General features: G+C 58.2%; 17 protein-coding genes and 1 tRNA gene. 11 read left to right on the top strand and 7 right to left on the bottom strand.

All coding sequences use genetic code 11. The features are described 5' to 3' along the window. The first annotated feature begins 25 nt into the window (after nucleotides 1–25). Nucleotides 26–1,432 (top strand): bifunctional enoyl-CoA hydratase/phosphate acetyltransferase, encoded by a 1,407-nt coding sequence (locus tag ACR3FB_RS16345; RefSeq protein ID WP_480566296.1) that lies wholly within the window; start codon nucleotides 26–28, stop codon nucleotides 1,430–1,432. A 5-nt stretch (nucleotides 1,433–1,437) separates the two neighbouring features. Here ACR3FB_RS16345 and arsB read toward each other — a convergent pair whose 3' ends face one another. The 4 genes from arsB to ACR3FB_RS16325 are packed head-to-tail and all read right to left on the bottom strand — an operon-like array spanning nucleotide 1,438 to nucleotide 5,546. Next, nucleotides 1,438–2,460 carry an ACR3 family arsenite efflux transporter gene (arsB, locus tag ACR3FB_RS16340; protein ID WP_480566179.1) on the bottom strand — a complete coding sequence of 341 codons (1,023 nt, stop codon included), beginning with the start codon at nucleotides 2,458–2,460 and terminating at the stop codon, nucleotides 1,438–1,440. Further along, nucleotides 2,457–3,722, bottom strand: coding sequence for an organoarsenical effux MFS transporter ArsJ (gene arsJ, locus ACR3FB_RS16335; protein WP_480566181.1), 1,266 nt, complete (start codon nucleotides 3,720–3,722; stop codon nucleotides 2,457–2,459). The genes arsB and arsJ overlap by 4 nt, the downstream gene beginning before the upstream one ends. Further along, the gene (locus ACR3FB_RS16330) at nucleotides 3,719–4,717 is read right to left on the bottom strand and encodes an ArsJ-associated glyceraldehyde-3-phosphate dehydrogenase (RefSeq protein ID WP_480566183.1); all 999 of its coding nucleotides are present in this window, start codon (nucleotides 4,715–4,717) and stop codon (nucleotides 3,719–3,721) included. The genes arsJ and ACR3FB_RS16330 overlap by 4 nt, the downstream gene beginning before the upstream one ends. 1 nt (nucleotide 4,718) lies before the next feature. After that, complete coding sequence (locus ACR3FB_RS16325; protein WP_480566185.1) at nucleotides 4,719–5,546, bottom strand: arsenate reductase/protein-tyrosine-phosphatase family protein; 828 nt, start codon at nucleotides 5,544–5,546, stop codon at nucleotides 4,719–4,721. 165 nt (nucleotides 5,547–5,711) lie between these two features. Here ACR3FB_RS16325 and ACR3FB_RS16320 point away from each other — a divergent pair. Next, a tRNA-Thr gene (locus ACR3FB_RS16320) sits at nucleotides 5,712–5,787 on the top strand. A 194-nt stretch (nucleotides 5,788–5,981) separates the two neighbouring features. Here ACR3FB_RS16320 and ACR3FB_RS16315 read toward each other — a convergent pair. Further along, complete coding sequence (locus tag ACR3FB_RS16315) at nucleotides 5,982–7,457, bottom strand: NAD-dependent succinate-semialdehyde dehydrogenase (RefSeq protein ID WP_480566187.1); 1,476 nt, start codon at nucleotides 7,455–7,457, stop codon at nucleotides 5,982–5,984. Nucleotides 7,458–7,717: 260 nt separating this feature from the next. Here ACR3FB_RS16315 and ACR3FB_RS16310 point away from each other — a divergent pair, with 260 nt between their 5' ends. The 9 genes from ACR3FB_RS16310 to ACR3FB_RS16270 all read left to right on the top strand — a co-directional run bounded on the left by ACR3FB_RS16310 (nucleotide 7,718) and on the right by ACR3FB_RS16270 (nucleotide 15,802). Continuing rightward, nucleotides 7,718–8,797, top strand: coding sequence for a coiled-coil domain-containing protein (locus ACR3FB_RS16310; protein WP_170470903.1), 1,080 nt, complete (start codon nucleotides 7,718–7,720; stop codon nucleotides 8,795–8,797). A 251-nt stretch (nucleotides 8,798–9,048) separates the two neighbouring features. Beyond that, the gene (locus ACR3FB_RS16305; protein ID WP_480566189.1) at nucleotides 9,049–10,167 is read left to right on the top strand and encodes a hypothetical protein; all 1,119 of its coding nucleotides are present in this window, start codon (nucleotides 9,049–9,051) and stop codon (nucleotides 10,165–10,167) included. Nucleotides 10,168–10,224: 57 nt separating this feature from the next. Continuing rightward, a complete protein-coding gene (locus ACR3FB_RS16300; protein WP_480566191.1) occupies nucleotides 10,225–12,156 on the top strand; it encodes an AAA family ATPase in 1,932 nt (643 codons plus the stop codon). Beyond that, entirely contained in the window at nucleotides 12,156–12,446 is a 291-nt protein-coding gene (locus ACR3FB_RS16295) for a hypothetical protein (RefSeq protein ID WP_480566193.1), read from the top strand. The genes ACR3FB_RS16300 and ACR3FB_RS16295 overlap by 1 nt, the downstream gene beginning before the upstream one ends. Beyond that, on the top strand, nucleotides 12,443–12,598 hold the full coding sequence (locus ACR3FB_RS16290) for a hypothetical protein (RefSeq protein WP_209252762.1): 156 nt from the start codon (nucleotides 12,443–12,445) through the stop codon (nucleotides 12,596–12,598). Before ACR3FB_RS16295 ends, ACR3FB_RS16290 begins: the two co-directional genes overlap by 4 nt. Beyond that, nucleotides 12,591–13,511, top strand: a complete 921-nt coding sequence (locus tag ACR3FB_RS16285; RefSeq protein ID WP_480566295.1) for a restriction endonuclease — start codon at nucleotides 12,591–12,593, stop codon at nucleotides 13,509–13,511. Before ACR3FB_RS16290 ends, ACR3FB_RS16285 begins: the two co-directional genes overlap by 8 nt. Nucleotides 13,512–13,541: 30 nt before the next feature. Then, nucleotides 13,542–14,879, top strand: a complete 1,338-nt coding sequence (locus ACR3FB_RS16280) for a DUF6638 family protein (RefSeq protein WP_480566197.1) — start codon at nucleotides 13,542–13,544, stop codon at nucleotides 14,877–14,879. A gap of 1 nt (nucleotide 14,880) precedes the next feature. Beyond that, nucleotides 14,881–15,147, top strand: a complete 267-nt coding sequence (locus tag ACR3FB_RS16275) for a hypothetical protein (RefSeq protein ID WP_170379920.1) — start codon at nucleotides 14,881–14,883, stop codon at nucleotides 15,145–15,147. Nucleotides 15,148–15,157: 10 nt separating this feature from the next. Next, entirely contained in the window at nucleotides 15,158–15,802 is a 645-nt protein-coding gene (locus tag ACR3FB_RS16270; protein ID WP_425084150.1) for a DUF1523 family protein, read from the top strand. 24 nt (nucleotides 15,803–15,826) lie between these two features. Here ACR3FB_RS16270 and ACR3FB_RS16265 read toward each other — a convergent pair whose 3' ends face one another. After that, entirely contained in the window at nucleotides 15,827–16,921 is a 1,095-nt protein-coding gene (locus ACR3FB_RS16265; protein WP_480566199.1) for a flagellar basal body P-ring protein FlgI, read from the bottom strand. Further along, nucleotides 16,918–17,925, bottom strand: a complete 1,008-nt coding sequence (locus ACR3FB_RS16260) for a flagellin (protein ID WP_480566201.1) — start codon at nucleotides 17,923–17,925, stop codon at nucleotides 16,918–16,920. The genes ACR3FB_RS16265 and ACR3FB_RS16260 overlap by 4 nt, the downstream gene beginning before the upstream one ends. Nucleotides 17,926–17,927 lie beyond the last annotated feature (2 nt).

Below are 17,927 nucleotides of genomic sequence, written 5' to 3'. Positions count from 1 at the left end.
GGCTTTTGTATTGAAAGGGGAATGGATGTCATCGGATGAGGATACCGGCATCGGCTTCATCGAAAATCGGCCTTTTGATGAGATAAGTGTCGGAGATACCGCCGAGTTGTCCCGCACCCTGACCGCACAGGATATCGACGCCTTTGCAGCGGTCTCGGGCGATGTGAACCCGGCCCATGTGGATGAGGCCTTCGCGCAGGAGGACGTCTTTCACAAAGTGGTCGCGCATGGCATGTGGGGCGGTGCGCTTATATCCAATGTGTTGGGCACTCAATTGCCGGGGCCGGGTACGATTTATCTGGATCAGACTCTAAAATTCCTCAAACCCGTTGGTATCGGCGATACAGTCACTGTGCGCGTCACCGTGACCGAAAAGCAGCCCGAGAATAAGCACGTCACTCTGGATTGCCTGTGTACGACTGGCGATGGCAAGTCTGTCATCACCGGACAGGCCGTTGTGATCGCGCCGGACAAAAAGGTCAAAAGGCCCAGAATGGCGATGCCGGATCTGGTTTTGCATCACCGGGGCGCCTCCTATGACCGATTGCTGAGCGCGGCTCAGAAAATGGACCCATTGCCCACAGCCGTGGTCCATCCCTGTGATGAAAGCGCGTTGGAGGGGGCGCTCTCGGCCCGGGATTTAGGTTTGTTAGAGCCTGTTTTGGTCGGCCCGCGCAGCCGAATTCTACATGCGGCCGATGCGGCCGGGTTGGATATCGGCGGGCTCGAGATCATTGATACACCGCACAGCCATGCCTCGGCCGAACGGGCGGTGCATCTGGCGCGGGATGGTCGTGTGAAGGCCCTGATGAAGGGCGCGTTGCACACGGATGAGGTCATGTCGGCCGTCGTCTCCAAGGCCAATGGTCTACGCAGCGAACGCCGGATGAGCCATGTCTACGTCATGGACGTGCCGACCTATTCCAAACCGCTTCTGATCACCGATGCGGCCATCAACATAGCGCCCGATCTGCAGACCAAGGCGGATATGGTTCAGAATGCCATTGATCTGGCTCGCGCCATCGGGATCGAGACGCCTAAGGTGGCGATCCTGTCAGCGGTCGAAACCATCACACCCCGGCTGCAATCCACGGTCGAGGCTGGTGCGCTGTGCAAAATGGCGGATCGCGGGCAGATCACGGGCGGTATGCTCGATGGCCCTCTGGCCTTTGACAACGCCGTGTCGATGCGCGCGGTCACGACCAAGGGCATCAAATCCGATGTAGCAGGTCAGGCCGATATACTGGTCGCGCCGGACCTTGAGGCCGGCAACATGATCGCCAAGCAGCTCATGTATCTGGCCGGAGCCGAGGCCGCAGGGATCGTTTTGGGTGCGCAGGTTCCGATCATGCTGACCAGCCGCGCCGATGATCGCCGCACCCGCATCGCCTCGGCGGCGATTGCGGTGCTGTATGATCAATCGGTGCGCTAAATAGGTTACTGCGTCGCGGGTTCGGGAAACCGGGCCCGCGTGCGGTTGGCGAAGGCAACCAGTGACAACATCACCGGCACTTCGACCAGAACACCCACCACCGTTGCCAGCGCCGCGCCGGAGTTCAGGCCAAACAGGCTGATAGCGACCGCTACGGCCAGCTCGAAAAAGTTCGAGGTCCCGATCATGGCGCAAGGGGCCGCGATACGGTGCGGGACCTTCAGGGCATAGGCAGCTCCGTACGCCAGCGCGAAGATGCCATAGCTTTGGATCAGGATCGGCACGGCGATCAGGACAATGACCATGGGCTTCGCCAGGATCGTCTCTCCTTGAAGGCCGAACAGGATCACCACCGTTGCAATCAGGCCCATGATCGACCAAGGCTTGATGCGGGCGGAGAAGGCATCGATGGTCTCCTGCGAGCTCAGCCGCTTGCGGGTGATCAAACCGGCAATCAGGGGCAGAACCACATAGAGAACGGTGGCCAGAACCAGCGTTTGCCATGGGACCGAGATATCGGTGACCCCCAGCAGAAAGGCCACAATAGGTGCAAAAGCCACCACCATGATCAGGTCATTTACTGAGACCTGCACCAGAGTATAGGTCGCATCGCCTTTGGTCAGTTGCGACCAGACAAACACCATCGCGGTACAGGGCGCGGCCCCCAGCAGGATCAGACCTGCGGTGTACTGTGCAGCATCTTCCGGTTGGATCCACGGGGCGAAGACATAGTCGAAGAACAATACTGCCAGTAGAGCCATGGTGAAGGGTTTGATCAGCCAATTGACGACCAGCGTCACGATCAGGCCTTTGGGCTGTCGGGCGACGCCTGCGACCGCTTTAAAATCGACACCGACCATCATCGGATAGACCATGGCCCAGATAAGCAGGGCCACGACGAGGTTGACGCTGGCTACCTCGGCCCCGGCGATCAGGCCGACCAGACCAGGCGCGGTCAGTCCGATCAGCACGCCACCGACCATGGCGAGGGCGACCCAGATGGTCAGATAGCGCTCGAAGATGTTCATGAATATGCCTCGGTTGAGTGGTCGGTCAGCTTGCCCGAAGTGAGCGCCGCAAGGGCCACCATGACAGCCGCTGTGCCCAGCACAAGGGGGAGGCCGCCAACCTGATAGGTAAAGCCGGACAGGACGGTGCCCAAAAGGCGTCCTGTCGCGTTGGCCATGTAGTAAAAGCCGACATCCATCGTGACCCGCTCGGACTTTGTGAAGGCGAGGATCAGATAGGAATGCAGGGATGAGTTGATGGCGAAGATTGCTCCAAACACCAAAAGGCCCACAACCAGCGTGACTGTCAGCCATGTCTCCGGCTCGGAAGATAGCAAAACTGCCAGTGTTAGAGCCGCAGGAACGCAGAAAAGCATTGCGGCCCAGCTGCGCGCGGCGCGGATCAAATCGCCCTCGGACCGGTCTGAGGCCCGAAGGATCTTGGGCGCGTTGGCCTGAATAACGCCGTAGAGGATAATCCAGAACGCCATGAAGGTGCCGATCATGAAAAACGCGGCCCGGTTGCCCTCTTCGGTGCTATCCGAAAGGACGGCGTAGAAATAGATCGGAATGCCGACCACGAACCACACGTCGCGGGCACCGAACAGGAAGACCCGCGCGGCGGACAGCCAATTGACGTTGGCAGATTTAGAGAAGACTTCAGAGAACTTCGCGCCCTTGCGCCCTTTAGGCAGGCCGGGGGGCATGCAGCGGATGACGGCGAACAGGATCACGGCGAGAACGAGTGCCATCACGATGATCGCCGCCTGAAAGCCCAGCGTTGCCAGCATGGCTGCACCAAGAAGGAAGCCCAGCCCTTTGACCGCGTTCTTGGATCCGGTCAGCACCGCTACCCAGCGAAACAGCCCGCCGCCCTCGGTCGGGGCCAGCAATTTCACTGCGGATTTTGAGGACATCTTGGCCAGATCCTTGGCCACTCCGCTTGCGCCTTGCACGATCATGACGAAGGCCACAGATGCGCCAATCGCCCAATTAGGGTCTAGTTGCGTCAACGCTAGCAGCGCCACCACCTGCAACCCAAGCCCGGCATAGAGCGTCGAGGTCAAGCCAAACCGCGCTGCGATCCAGCCCGCTGCAAGGTTCGTCACCATCCCAGCGATTTCATAGAGGACAAACAGATAGGCCAGTTGCACCGGCGAGAAGCCAAGCGTGTGAAAGTGCAACAGCACTAGCATCCGCAAGGCTCCGTCGGTCAGCATAAAGGCCCAATAGGCCGCCGTGACCGCGATATAGGCCGACAGCCCCTCGGGCCGATCGGTCACAGCGAGGCCCCAATCATCAGCGCAACATCGACCAGACGGTGGGCATAGCCCATCTCGTTGTCATACCAGGCATAGATTTTCACCTGTGTCCCGTTCACAACCATAGTCGACGGCGCATCGACGATCGAAGAGCGTTCGTCATTGGTGTAGTCGGTCGAGACCAGCGGGCGGGTCTCATAGCCCAGAATGCCGTTCAACTCACCTTCGGCGGCTGCTTTGAAGAAGGCATTGACCTCTTCGACAGTGGTTTCACGCTCCACCTCGAACACGCAGTCTGTCAGTGAGGCGTTCAACAGCGGCACCCGCACCGCATGGCCGTTCAGACGCCCCTTGAGTTCAGGGTAGATCAGCGTGATCGCCGTGGCCGAGCCGGTTGTGGTCGGGATCAGTGAGTTCAGGGCCGAGCGCGCCCGGCGCAGATCCTTGGCGGGACGATCCACGATGGTCTGCGTGTTGGTCACGTCATGAATCGTGGTCATAGAGCCGTGGCGGATGCCCAGATTCTCGTGGATGACCTTCACCACCGGGGCCAGACAGTTCGTCGTGCAGGAGGCTGCGGTCACGATCTGATGGGCCGCGGGATCGTAGATGTCATCATTCACGCCCATCACGATATTGGCGGTAGGGCCGTCCTTAACCGGGGCCGAGACGACAACTTTTTTTACGCCCGCATCGAAATAGGGGGCCAGTTTTGCCTCGGTCTTGAAGACACCGGTGCAGTCAATCACCACATCGACGCCGTCCAGCGGCAGAGCGCTCAGATCCTTGGTGCCGATGAAGGGCAGGCGGGTGCCGTTGATGGTGACGCTTTCGTCATCATGCTCGAAACTGGCGTCCCAACGGCCATGAACCGTGTCGAATTCCAACAGATGCGCATGCATCTCGGCGTCACCGACCGCGTCGTTGATCCAGGCGATCTTGGCGCCTTTCTCCAACAGCGGTTTCAGGGCCAGCTTTCCCATCCGGCCCAGGCCATTCACAGCATATGTGGTCATTTCAGTCTCCGAAAGAGGTTCTGCCGATATCATCGACAGCAGATTGTAGGGCGATCCGGTCGAGGCTTTCGACCGGCAAAGAGGTAAACGCCTCAATCCGGCGCTTTAGAGCGCCATAGGCGTTTTGAAAGGCGAGGCTTTTCTCGGCATCGGTTCCGGTGGCTTTCACCGGGTCTTCCATACCCCAATGGCCGCTGATCGGTTGGCCTTCCCAAGCTGGGCACTCTTCGTTCGCGGCTTGATTGCAGACGGTAAAGACAAAATCCATTTCCGGCGCACCGTCGGTTGCAAATTCCGACATATGCTTAGAGCGCAGGACCGAGGTATCGTGACCCTTGTCCTGCAGCACTTGCACGGCAAAGGGGTTCAACTCGGACGCGGGCTGCGTTCCGGCTGAGTAGACAGTGAACCTGTCATCCCCCAACTCGCGCAGCAGGGTTTCGGCAAAGATCGAGCGGGCGGAATTGCCCACGCATAGAAACAGGACGTTGAACTTGCGGTCAGTCATGTCTTCATTTCCTTGTGTGAAAGGCATGCAGATATCGGGACGACCCCGGCAGCAATCGACAACCAGAAAATCCAGCATTCCCTGCACTTTAGTCATATTGACGGAATAAAGCAGGGAAGTGCCTGAGCGTTCCTGAGTCACCAGCCCGGACCTTTGCAGCGCACTCAGGTAATTCGACATGGTGCTGGGTTTGATATCCAGCTCCGAGGCCAGCTCACCCGCGGGCACGGTGTCAGGAAACCGTCGCATTAACATGCGAAAGACAGTGATGCGTTGCGGATGGCCCAGAATGGCTAGCTGATCGGTAATCTCTTCTATCATATTTCATGAATTATGGAAATATATATTGGTGGTCAACCGGGAAACCTGTTTTGTCACAGAACTTTCATGAAGCCTCAGCGCGCTGATCCGGGCTTGCAGGCGCAGACCTGACGAATTAAAGAAGCCTTCGCATCTTTCCGAATTCAGTTTCGGAAGACCAACGGTGCCGCTGTAGCTCAGCTGGTAGAGCACGTCATTCGTAATGATGGGGTCGGGGGTTCGAGTCCCTTCAGCGGCACCACCTATGTCTCAACATTCATCCCTGCTACAGGGAATACCCGAGACGCGCGAAGTGTTGAGACGCGCGCATGCCTTACGATCCGCCCACCTACGCGCATCTTCGTTCTGTTTTGGGGAATGGTGAAATGTCAGATGCGTCGTGCCCTATCGTATAAACTGCCCCCTCAACGCGATGAGAGGGGGCAGTCTTCCTGTTCAGACCGACAGGCAGACGTATTTCATTTCCATATAGTCTTCCATGCCGTGGTGGCTGCCTTCACGGCCTAGGCCGGATTGCTTGACGCCGCCGAACGGGCCCAGCTCGGTCGAGATGATGCCGGTGTTCACGCCGACGATCCCGTACTCCAGTGCCTCAGCCACCTTGTATACACGGCTCAGATCCTTGGCATAGAAATACGAAGCCAGACCGAAGATCGTGTCATTGGCCATGGCGATGACGTCATCTTCGTCCTCGAACTTGAACAAGGGTGCTAGTGGGCCAAAGGTCTCGTCCTGCGCGACCATCATGTCCTGAGTCACGCCGGTCACGATCGTGGGTTGGAAGAAAGTGCCACCCAGATCATGAGGCAGACCGCCGGTCAAAACCGCGCCGCCTTTGTCGGTGACATCCTTGATATGCTCTTCGACTTTGGCCACTGCGTCGTCGTTGATCAAGGGGCCGGTGGTTGTGCCAGCGCTCAGTCCGTCGCCGACTGTTAGCGCCTCAACCGCAGCTTTCAGCTTGGCGGCAAAGGCATCGTAGACGCCGGCCTGCACGTAAATACGGTTGGCGCAGACACAGGTCTGGCCGTTATTGCGGAACTTGCACAGCATCGCGCCTTCGACGGCTGCATCCAGATCGGCATCGTCGAACACGATAAAGGGCGCGTTGCCGCCCAGCTCCATCGAGCATTTCATGACCTGATCGGCGGCCTGACGTAGCAGGATACGGCCAACTTCGGTCGAGCCGGTAAAGGTCAGCTTGCGCACGCCCGGGTTCTCGCAGAACTCCTTGCCGGTCTCGCTGGCCTGAGTCGACGGCACCACGTTGAAGACACCTGCTGGAACACCTGCCTGCTCGGCCAGCAGCGCCAGCACCAAAGCCGACAACGGCGTTTCTGTTGCTGGGCGCGCAACAAAGGCGCAGCCCGCGGCCAGTGCCGGGCCAGCCTTGCGGGTGATCATCGCGTTGGGGAAGTTCCACGGCGTGATCGAGGCCGCCACGCCAATGGGTTGCTTCATCACCATGATCCGCTTGTCGCGCTGATGGCCGGGAATGGTCTCGCCATAGACCCGCTTGGCCTCTTCCCCGAAGAATTCGATGAAAGAGGCCCCATAGCCGATTTCGCCAACAGCCTCGGCCAGCGGTTTGCCCTGCTCGGCGGTCAGGATCTTGCCAAGATCCTCGGCGTTTTCCATCATCAGGTCGAACCAGCGACGCAGGATGGCGGCACGTTCCTTGCCGGTCAGCTTGGCCCATTCCTTCTGCGCGGCTTCGGCCTGCGCGATGGCACCTGCGACTTGCGCGCGGCTGACATCGGCAACTTCGGCAATTACGTCCCCGCGTGCGGGGTTGGTCACTTCGAATGTGCCGTTGTCGCCATCCACCCATTGGCCGCCGATATAGGCTTTGGTCACCAGAAGGTCGGGATTCTTGAGCAGGGATTTCAGATCGGTCGTTGCGTCCAGCATGGGTCAGCCTCCGGCAATATTTACGTTGCGCGCACCCAAGCAGGTGTCATGCGCTTTGTCTATGTCCATTGTTGTGCGGCGATGAACCCAGTTTGCCCTTTCCCACCGCGAAGCGACTTTGGCACCCTGTCGGTGCCCATATGGCTTTCATTTCTCTTGGGAGTTTGCGACAGTTTTCGAAATTTCCGAGCTATAGGGGATGTAAATGAGCGTTACATTGCCTATCTATATAGAAATATAAAGAAAAAGGGATAGCATAGATGTCGAACCAGCAATTTGAGGCATTGATCAAAGAGACTCAGTCCAAGGTGCGTGAGTCGCAATCGCAGATCGAAGGCCTGACCTCACGTATCGAGGCCGCACGCGCCAAAATCGGTACGGCCGAGGCGGATATCGACATCGAAAACGCCACGCTTGAGGATGTGCATGCCCATACCGAGGTAATGAACGCCAATATCGCTGAGCTGATTATGGGTCTGGACGACGTCACCAGCGCGTTCTCGAAAGATTTCGATGAGATGCGCTCGAAAACTGGGTGGGAATCTTTTGTTGGCATTTTCTCGAAAGGTAAATCCGAGTCGATGCGGCAGGAGCGGATGCGCACGGCCAACATTGACGACAAGCTGCAGGACCTGATCGCCAAATCCGACGTGATCGTCAAACTGCTGGAGGGGCAACTGTCCGTGCTGGAAGAACAGCGCGTGAAGGTCGAGGACAACCTGACCGTCACGCTGGATGACCGTGAAGCGACCGTTGCGGAACTCGAGGCTTTGCGGGCCGAAATTCAGGGTATGGACCCGACGATCATCACCTTGGAAAACAAGATCAGCGTCGAACAGGACGCCGCTGCGCGTACCCAGCTGGAAACCGAGCTGGCCGAGCTGAACAAGCAATACAACGCCAAAGTTCAGGAAGAGCAGGTGAAGTTGGCCAAGTCACAGACGCTGGAGCGCTATATCGAAAAGGGCAAGACCTGGGTTGATTCATTGCAGAACCAGGCGGCGACGCAGATGGTGCTGATCAACAAGCTGCAGACAGACACGCAACAGCGCGTGGTGCTGTATGACGCGCTGACCAAATCGCTGAAAACCGCTCAGCAGCAGGACGTGGCCCACCGCATCAACGAGATCGGCGTGCAGACGGATCAAGAGGCGCAAACCGCCATGGCCGCCATCGGCACCGCAACCAACCAGAAAATGGCCGACATGCTCGAGGCGCATGAGGACCACATGGTCTTTGCCCGCGACGTGCTGGAGAAAAAGGCCAAAGCAGATGAACGCTTTGCCCGCCGGTTCGCCTCGATTGTCGAAAAGCATGATAAGAATTTGTATGGAGGGTGAGGACTCAATCCGTTCGCCGCTAAAGATGCTAAGTTCAGCAGTGGGCGTTGCGCTCTTTGGGGCGCTTCTCATCCTATTCGGGTACCTGACCCAATTGATTCCAGCATACCTTGGTCCCGACCTGAGGTTGATGATGTTCTTCGTACCATTGGTCTTCGCGCTTGGATCCTTTGGAGTTTCAGCCGTATTTGCAGTCTGGGGCGCGCTTTGGTTGGCATTCGAGGTATTCCTTCTATTGGTCGGTAATCTAAATGAATAACCCAACCCAAGACCATGTCGGCCTGACCGACACCTTCGCCTCGCGCCGGTATTTCCGCAAATTCGAGGTGATCACCGTCCACCTCCTGCGCGTGGCCGCGACGATGGAGGCTGAGGGCGCGATCAGTAAGCAAGAGGTGCGGATCGTGTCGCGCTACCTCTCGGGGTTGCTCTACACCTTCCGTGCGCTCAGCATGAAATACCTGCTGGTCGGGCGCGATACGGGGCGGTTCTTCGGCAGCCTCGCCATGGACAAGCGCGACAGCGGCTTTCCGGTGGCGGCCGAGTTGCTGACCATGGCCAATGACGCGCAGCAGGCTCAGGTGCATCTGGCGAATATGCCCTCGGAAGATGATCTGAAAACCGACATGGTGCGAACGATCATCGGCGACCAGGAAATCCCGACCAAGCTGCAATTCGCCCTGTCCCAAAGGCTCTACTATGAAGAATTGCTGAAAGGTCAGCTTTTCTGGGTGCGCAACGATCCCGAATGCCACTGGATCGGGAATGAGGGTGAACGGCGCAAGTTCATGATCCATTGGGCGGTCTATGACAGCCAGATCAATCTGCCGGTCATCTACCTGATGCAGTTGGAGGATAGCGGCAAGACGGCGCTGCCCAAGGATCAACGCCGCTGGCCCGAGGTGCAGGCGCATCTGATGGCGCAATCCTTAGGCGGATTGAAACTGGTGACCATCGCCAAAGGGTTCGATCAGGATTTCGACGACCTGCATCCCAAACACCTGCGCCGCATTCATGTGGGGCCGATGTATTCCTCGGCCTTTACCGAGCAATCCGGCCCCTTGCGGCAGGTGCTAGAGGACGCGCAGGCGCCCGAGGGGCAGGACTGGGCGCTGGCATGGACCACCGAAGAACTGGAAAGCGAAGAGGTGATCGAGGAACGCGCCGGGTGGTTCTCGACCGTCGAGCGTGAGGTGTTTGCGCTGGACCCGTTTGGCGGGCAGGGGGCCGAGACCGGAGCGACGCGCACGCAGCGTTCGATCATTCTGCCTCAGCGTCCGTTTCAGGTTCTGGCAGAACGAAACCCTCCTGGTTTTGCCGATGTGCGCAAATTCGTGGTCAGCAAATCGGGGCAGGTGTTGCGCTATTAGAATTTTTGCCTCCGGCGGAGGTATTTTTGTACAGAAGAAGAATGGGCGGTTTTTGAGATGAGTTTGACGTCAGATCAGATGGAATTGCGCGAAGACGATATTCGCAAGCATTACCCGGCGGCGACCGCCTTGTTGAACGGGTTCGAACACGCGCCGCGGATTGCGAAACCCGTTGAAGTGGCGGTAGAGCGGTCATCGGGCGTGTCCACTGGACGGCGGTTTCGATCGACCACGCCGGGATTGGTGACACGTCGCACTGTGCGAGCGGATGGGGTGCATCTGGTTGAGCGCATCGAGGCTTCGGATGATGGTGATACGCTGGTCTCGCCCCCTCAGGCCACCGCGCAGCAGGCCATTCGGCGCGCAATTGCCATCGCTCTGGCCTTGGCCGAAGCCTATGCTGATCAGATTCCGTTGACCGATTTGAAGCGGGCCAATCTGGCGGGGGATTTGCCTGTCGCGCGCAAGACCGAGTTTTCGGAACTGCTGACGGCTGAGGCGCTGGTGACGTCTCATGTGCTGGGCAACGCGCTGGCTTATCTGATGTCGTCCCATCTGGGCGAGACCACTGTCGATATCGGTGAGATCGAAGAGGTTCTGACCGACAACGGCCAGCTTGCCCTGCACGGAGCCTTGTGGGAGCTGGATCAGGTGCTGGCCAAACACGCCCCCGACGACGCGCATCTGATCGCCGCCATCAGCGCCTATGCCGAGCAACTGATGGACAAGGTCGCCCTGCGTGCGCAATCCGCTGGCCATCTGGCCCCTTTCCAAAACGCGGCCTGGCATATCGAGGCCGACGATCTGACGATCCGGGGGTTTGAGCCGGCCTCTAAGGCCAAATCCACCACCCTGACCATGACGTTCAAGAAACCCAACGAGGTGGTCGGCAACCATATCGCCAAGTATCAGGCGATGAAGTTGGCCAAGATGCTGATGGCCTATGACTTCGACCGTCGCCTGAACCCGTTCGCGGAACTCGGCGGGTTTATCTTTACCTTCATGGGCGACGGCAAGCCGGGTACGGGCAAGACCACTCTGATCCAGATGATGGCAGGGCTGATCAACGACTATTGCCAGAACGCAGGCTATCCGTTCCGCTATCAGAACCTCAGCACCGACAATATCGACAGCTATCAGGGTAAATCCGGCCAGAACGCCAAGGCGTTTATCAACACGATCATCGACCCCTCTGTCATCGGTTTCGGCACGATCGACGATATCGACCAGCTTGCGGGCAAACGCGGCGACCGGCAGTCCTCGGCCGGGCAGCTGGAAATCACCGCCGTGCTGATGGAAAGCTTTGCCGGCGCCAACACCGTTGTCCGCGGCAACTGCACCTTTGGCATGTTCTCGAACTACCCCGAGAATGTGGACGACGCCCTGCGTCAGCGGGCCGGTGCGCGGTTCCTGGTGGACGGGCCGCAGACACGTGAGGATTACATCGACATCCTGCACCTGCTGATGGGCCGCAACCACGACATCCCGCTGGGCGAACACGAAGCCTATGCCGCGCAAGAGATCAAAAAGGCCGTCGCCGCCAGCTTCGAAAGCCACGCCCGCCCGCATGAGGACGCTTTGCTGCAGGTCTATGACCGGGTGTCGGGTGAGATCGGCCAGATGGACACGATCGCCAAGCTGGGCACCTACCTCAAGGCGATCCAACAAGCGGATGAGCGTTTCACCGGCCGCGCGATCAAGAACATCACCGACGCGGTCAAGGTCCGCGCGATGGATTTCGAACTGCCCGACGAGTGGATGGAAAACCCCGACCTGTTCCTGTTCCGCGACTACGACGCCAAGAAGGCCATGATTGAGGACCTGCGCCAGCCGATCACCGTTGAGATGGTGATGCAGGAAATCAACCGCTACGCCGACAGCGAGTTCCGCTATGCCGACAAGAGCGACGAGGTCGCCATCGAAAACGCCGTCCGCGAGATGGGTCGGATGGAAGAGGCCAAGCGCCGGTATCTGGAGGGGAAGGGTTAATGCTCGTTTACGCGATTTCCGGCTTTGCGCTCGTACTGGGCCTGATCCTGCCTCTGCGCTGGGGCGTGATCGGATTTCTGTGCGCAGTGGCGGTGCTGTTTCTAGCCCAGTTCGGTGTCAACGCGAGCAGCGGGTTCGAGGGCACCTCATGGGAAGAGTCCCTGATCCTGTTTGAGGGCAGTGTGGTGTCTTACCTCGGGTTCAACTTGCAGATCACAGGGCGGGCGTTCGCATTGCCCTTGTTGGTGCTGGCGGTTGTGGTTGTTGGTCGGTTCAAGAGGGTGGGATGAGACAAGTGGCAGGCAAGATGAAAACCCAACTCGACGGTGAGTTCCGCATAGCCAACAAGAGCGACGAGTTCGCCATCGAGAACGCCGTCGGTGAGATGGGCCGGATAGAAGAGGCCAAGCGGCGGTTTGTTGAAGGAAAGAACATTGAATAGAAGATTTGTGATTGAAGCAGAAGGCTACCCGGAGATGCCGGGCATGATGCTGGCAACTGTAGAGGCTATCAAGCAGGTGGGGGGTTCAGCAAGTATTTACGAACTGGACGAGAAGGTTGCGGAAATCGAAGGCGTCTCTGAGGAAGAACAGTCTTACATGATGACCGGAACCAATCAGGGTCAACCACGATTGAACTACTATCTCGCTTGGGCTCGAACTTTTTTGAAGAAGGGCGGAGCCCTCGAGAATTCCGCTCGCGGTATTTGGGCGCTAACTGAGTTTGGAAGCACGATTGAGACTATTGGTGATACTCAACGGATAATCGACCAGGTTAACGAAGAAGAAAAAGCTAGAGCGCGCGAAAGACGGAAAAAGAAACAGCAGAACGGAGACGAGCCCGAGTTGTTTTCATCGTCTGATCAGAGCGACAAGTCCGAAGAGACACCTGACACAGAGACGTGGAAATCTAGGTTGCTCGCGACATTAAAGCAGATGGACCCTTATGCTTTTGAACGTTTGGCACAGCGTTTGCTACGGGAAGCGGGTTTCACCAAAGTCGAAGTCCGAGGGAAGTCCGGTGATGGTGGAATTGATGGTGTTGGTGTACTTCGCGTGAACCTCGTTTCTTTTCAGGTTTTCTTTCAGTGCAAACGCTACAAAGGAAGTGTCGGGTCGTCAGAAATTCGCGATTTTAGAGGCGCGATGATGGGACGAGCTGACAAAGGGTTATTCATCACAACTGGCAACTTCACCGCGCAAGCATCGGACGAGGCCACACGAGATGGAGCTACTGCGATTGACCTCATTGATGGAGATCGCCTGTGTGATTTGCTCAAAGAAAATGATCTTGGTGTGGCGACACAAATGATTGAGGCGGTGACAATAGATGAGAAGTTTTTTGCCAGCGTCTAGTATCAAACAAAGGGAAGGAAAGTTCGCTTCGTGATCCGCCTCATCGAAAAAGGCCTGATGTTCGGCAACCTCGTCCACATCTCCAGCCCGGCTCTGGTCGAGCGTTATAACCGCGCGCTGCAGCATCTGGCGGGCAAGACCACGGCGCTTACGGATTTCCATGTCGATGTTTCGGGCTATTCGCCGGAGGTGGGGATTGAGCTGGACGACCCGCTCTACCTCAACCCCAATGGGGTCAACAGGCAGTTCATCCTGCTGACAACCGAGCAGAAACGCGCGCCTCTGCTGAACGTCAAATTCTCGACCTCGCGCGATATTCTGCGCGAGTTTATCGAGATGAACGAGGCGCAGCTGTTTGCCCTGACCGCCACCGATGCGGTGGCTGGAGAGCTGGTGAACTCGGTCTTCAAACTCACCACGCCCAATGATCTGCTGAACCTACGCAAGATCGAGATTGAGGCCGATACCGCAGGTGGCACCCTGCGCAAGGCCGAGCAACTGGCGGGCATGGTCGAACAGTTCAAAACCGCTGAGGATGCGTGGTTCGATGACGTGCTGATCGCCCGGATGATCGAAACGGCGAAAGAAACCGGAGACGTCACCCGCAACCCTGTCCATCTGCGTCACACGGCGTTTGAGCAGCGCAACTTCTGGACGGCGCATTTCGGCGGGCTGTACCTGTTCCCGGACATGGATCACCCGGCGGCGATCTGCATGGGCGAAAAGCCGGACGATCTGAAAATCAAGTACACGTTTGACCCGTCCCAAAGGAACCAGATTGCCAAATTCCTCGACTATAACGATCTGGTCGAACCCATCGTAAAGGCGCGCGGCGTGGATGCGGCGGCGATCCTTCAGCAAAAGATGGATTTCCTGACCGTTGCCGCCGCCGCAGATGCCGATGTTGATCTGATGGGGCTGGATCGCCGAGATATGAGGCGTTTGGCGCGAAACCACTCAGATCGCCTGCCCGAGGCGTATCACGGCCTTGCCCAATTGTTGCGCTGGGCGACGGATGGCGGGCCTTGGCCGCGGATCACCTCGGACCATCCGGCGTATTTCTACACGTTGCGCGCCGCGGATACGCCATACCGCGATTTGGTGAATATGTTGCTGTCCGAACTGGCTCCGCTGGACCCCCGCCAGATGTTCATCTGTCACAAAGAGCTGTTCTACAAAACCTATGCCACGTGGCCCGAGGCCAAAAAGGCCTATGTTGCCGAGTTTCTGGCCCGCGAGTATCAAGTGGACAAATCCGGCGCCCGCGCGGCTCTGTTCGGTCACGAACCGGATATGAGCGGAGAAGATCGTGTCAGCGATACAATCATAGCGCGAGTCGGCCCCTGGGGCGCAGTCGGGAGGACTTGAGATGTTCGGAGCGATGCGCCTGTTTCTGGTCCTGCTGGTTCTGCAGACAATTGCTTATTTCGCGCTGTCGCTCTATTCGCGCGGCGTCCGCCGTCGCAAGCTTGAGACGTGGTGGGACGAGAAGGGCAAACAGGGAAATAAAGAGGCCTTTGTGGAACGCGGGCTGCACGTCTATGACAATTCGTTCCGGCGCAAACTGATCCTGGCGGTGTATATTGTCCCTTGGGTGGCAATCGGCGCATTGATCTACATCGTGAATTATATGTGAGGGTTACGGCATGGCCTATGTGAAATGGGCGTTTATCATCATCTTCTGGGGCACTGTCGCTGTGATCCTGCAATATTCGCTGCCGCAGCATGATGTTGTGCGCATCGTGAACACCTATGAAGAACGGCAAGATCTGAACGACTGGACCCGTATTTTCTGGTCCGAGCCCGAAGACCAATCTGCCAGCCTGTCGAACCGCGACGTGCAGTTTATCCAGGCCGTCCGTGCTAACGGGAAGCCCATCGTCTATCGGAACGAGGATACCGGCTGGGGCTGGCCGTTCTATTTCAAGTTCGACACCGCCAACCTGTACACCGAGGCCAATGACGCGATCTCAGACAAGAACAACCCCGACTGGGTTGTTGTAACCCATTATGGCTGGCGCAATGAGTTCATGTCGATCTTTCCCAACGCCGTCTTTATCAAACCGGTCGACGGGCCGGACGTGCGGATCATCCCGTGGTTCAACATTGTCTTCCTGACGGTCTTTGCTGCCATTGTCTGGGCGCTTTGGGTACGCTGGCGCCGGTTCCGTCAGGCTCGGATCGACCCAATGCTCGAGTCGATGGAAGATGGGATCTATGCCGCAGGCGACGCTATCGATGAACGGCGCGGTCGTTTCCGCCGTTGGCTGGATAGTTGGAAATCAAAATAGGGGCCCGACCCGTGAAGGGGGCCTCTATCGTACGATGAATTCGGCATGCAGGGCGCCCGCGGCTTTGATCGTTTTCAAAATGTCGATCATGTCGCGCGGCGAAACCCCCAGGGCGTTCAGCCCGGCCACGACCTCTGACAGGGTGGTGGCTTCGGGGATCTCGGCCAGGCCGGTGCCTTCTTCCTCTTCGATGCCTGCGAAGGTTCTGGGCACCACGACGGTCTCTCCGTCAGCGAACGGGTTGGGTTGAACCGCGATCGGAGCCGCCTCTACCGTCAGGGTCAGGTTGCCTTGCGACACCGCGACCCGAGAAATTCGAACTTCTTGCCCCATGACAATCGTGCCCGAGCGCTGATCCACCACAACGCGGGCCTTGGTTTCAGGCTCAACTAAGATGTTTTCGATCCGACCGATCGCGTGCGCTGTCGACACGGACTGAGTGGCCGCGATGTTCAATTCAACGGTTCCGGAATCGCGCATGATGGCCACGGCGCGGTTGAATTCGCGGTTGATGGCCGTTTCGATCCGACCCGCTGTTGTGAAATCGGGCTCACGCAGGGCCAGCCGCATTTGGGTCAGGTTGGACAAGTCAAAGTCGATCTCGCGCTCGACCCGCGCGCCGGATGGGATCACGCCCGAGGTCGGAACGCCCCGAACGACGGTCGCGGCCTCACCTTCAGCCGATGCACCACCCGCCAGCACTGTGCCTTGGGCAACAGCGTAGATTTGCCCGTCCGCCGCGTTCAAAGGGGTCATGATCAGCGTGCCGCCCAACAGGCTGCTCGAATCCCCAATAGCTGAGACAGTAATGTCGATTTGCCCCCCTACTCGTGAAAACGGGGGTAGGCTGGCCGTCACAAGGACGGCGGCAACGTTCTTGGGGCGAAAATCCTCGCCATTCACGTTCACGCCCAGCCGTTCGAGGATGTTGGACATGATCTCTTCGGTGAAGGGGGAATTCCGCAACCCGTCGCCGGTTCCATTCAGTCCCACGACTAGGCCATAGCCGACCAGGTCGTTGCCGCGCACCCCGTCGAAATCAACCAGATCTTTCAGACGGATTGCGCCGGCGAACGCAAGGCTGGGCATCAGAGCCAGAAGAAAAACAAGAACCCTCATCTCAGGAAATTCACCAGTGACAGGTTCGCATTGCGAACGGTGACGGAATAGAGGCTTTCCAATTGGAACTGCACGGCCTGAAGCTTGGTGGCCGTTTCAAAAGGATCGGCCTCGATCAGGGCGTTGCGGGTGTATTCCAAACTGGTGCGCGCGGCGGCGTTGCGGGTTGTCGCCTGTTCGACGCGCGCTTCGGCTGCACCGACCTCGGCCCGCAAAATGACCGTGTTATCCTGCGCATTTGCCAGGGCAACGCCCAACTGTTTGAACAACCCGGTGCGCTGATCGTTCGGCACCGCCAAGGCATCGTCGGCCACCAGCGCGGCGATAGCAACATCCCTGAGCGCCGCCTTCAGCGCAGGGTCCGTCGCCGTGATATCGAGAGTAATGCGTTCATTTTCGGCAATCTGCATCGATGGCAGCGCGGCGTTCGACCCTTGGTACATCACTGCGTCGAAACCTGCGGGGTCGTTGAACCAGGCCTCGGCTGCGTTGCGAATATCGGTCACGGTCACCAAGCCCGTCAACTCAGCCTCAAGCGCGGTCAGCAAGGTCTCGGCCGAGGGCAGCGGAGAGACATCCGTCGCAGTGCCTGAAAACAGGCTGCGGCCGCCAATCCGGGTGTTCAGCGCGGACATCATAGTGTCCAACTCATTCCGGGCCTGGACCGAGGCTTGTTCATGCGTCACGGCGTGGTTTGCCGTCCCAAAGGCCAGCAAAGTTGCCGTCATCTCGCCAGTTGAGTCACTGAACACGCCAAGGCTTTGCTGCATGGAGTCCGTGAATAATTCGGCCTCGGCGGTAGCAATGCCGAACGCGTCCAGACGTGCCAGACTGCGATCCAGATCAAGGAGATGTGCGTAGTCACCGCCCAAATGGCCGGACACGTCTTGCACCCGCCCGGTCGACATTTCGTAGGACAGGGTTTCGATCTGTTGTTTGATCTCGGCCGACCGGGTCTGCAAGGTCAGACCGCGCGCGAGATCACCTATGGATGTCAAAGTCATGT

Source organism: Ruegeria sp. AO1, from assembly GCF_056535985.1.
This window is presented reverse-complemented; position numbering and strand designations above follow the sequence as displayed.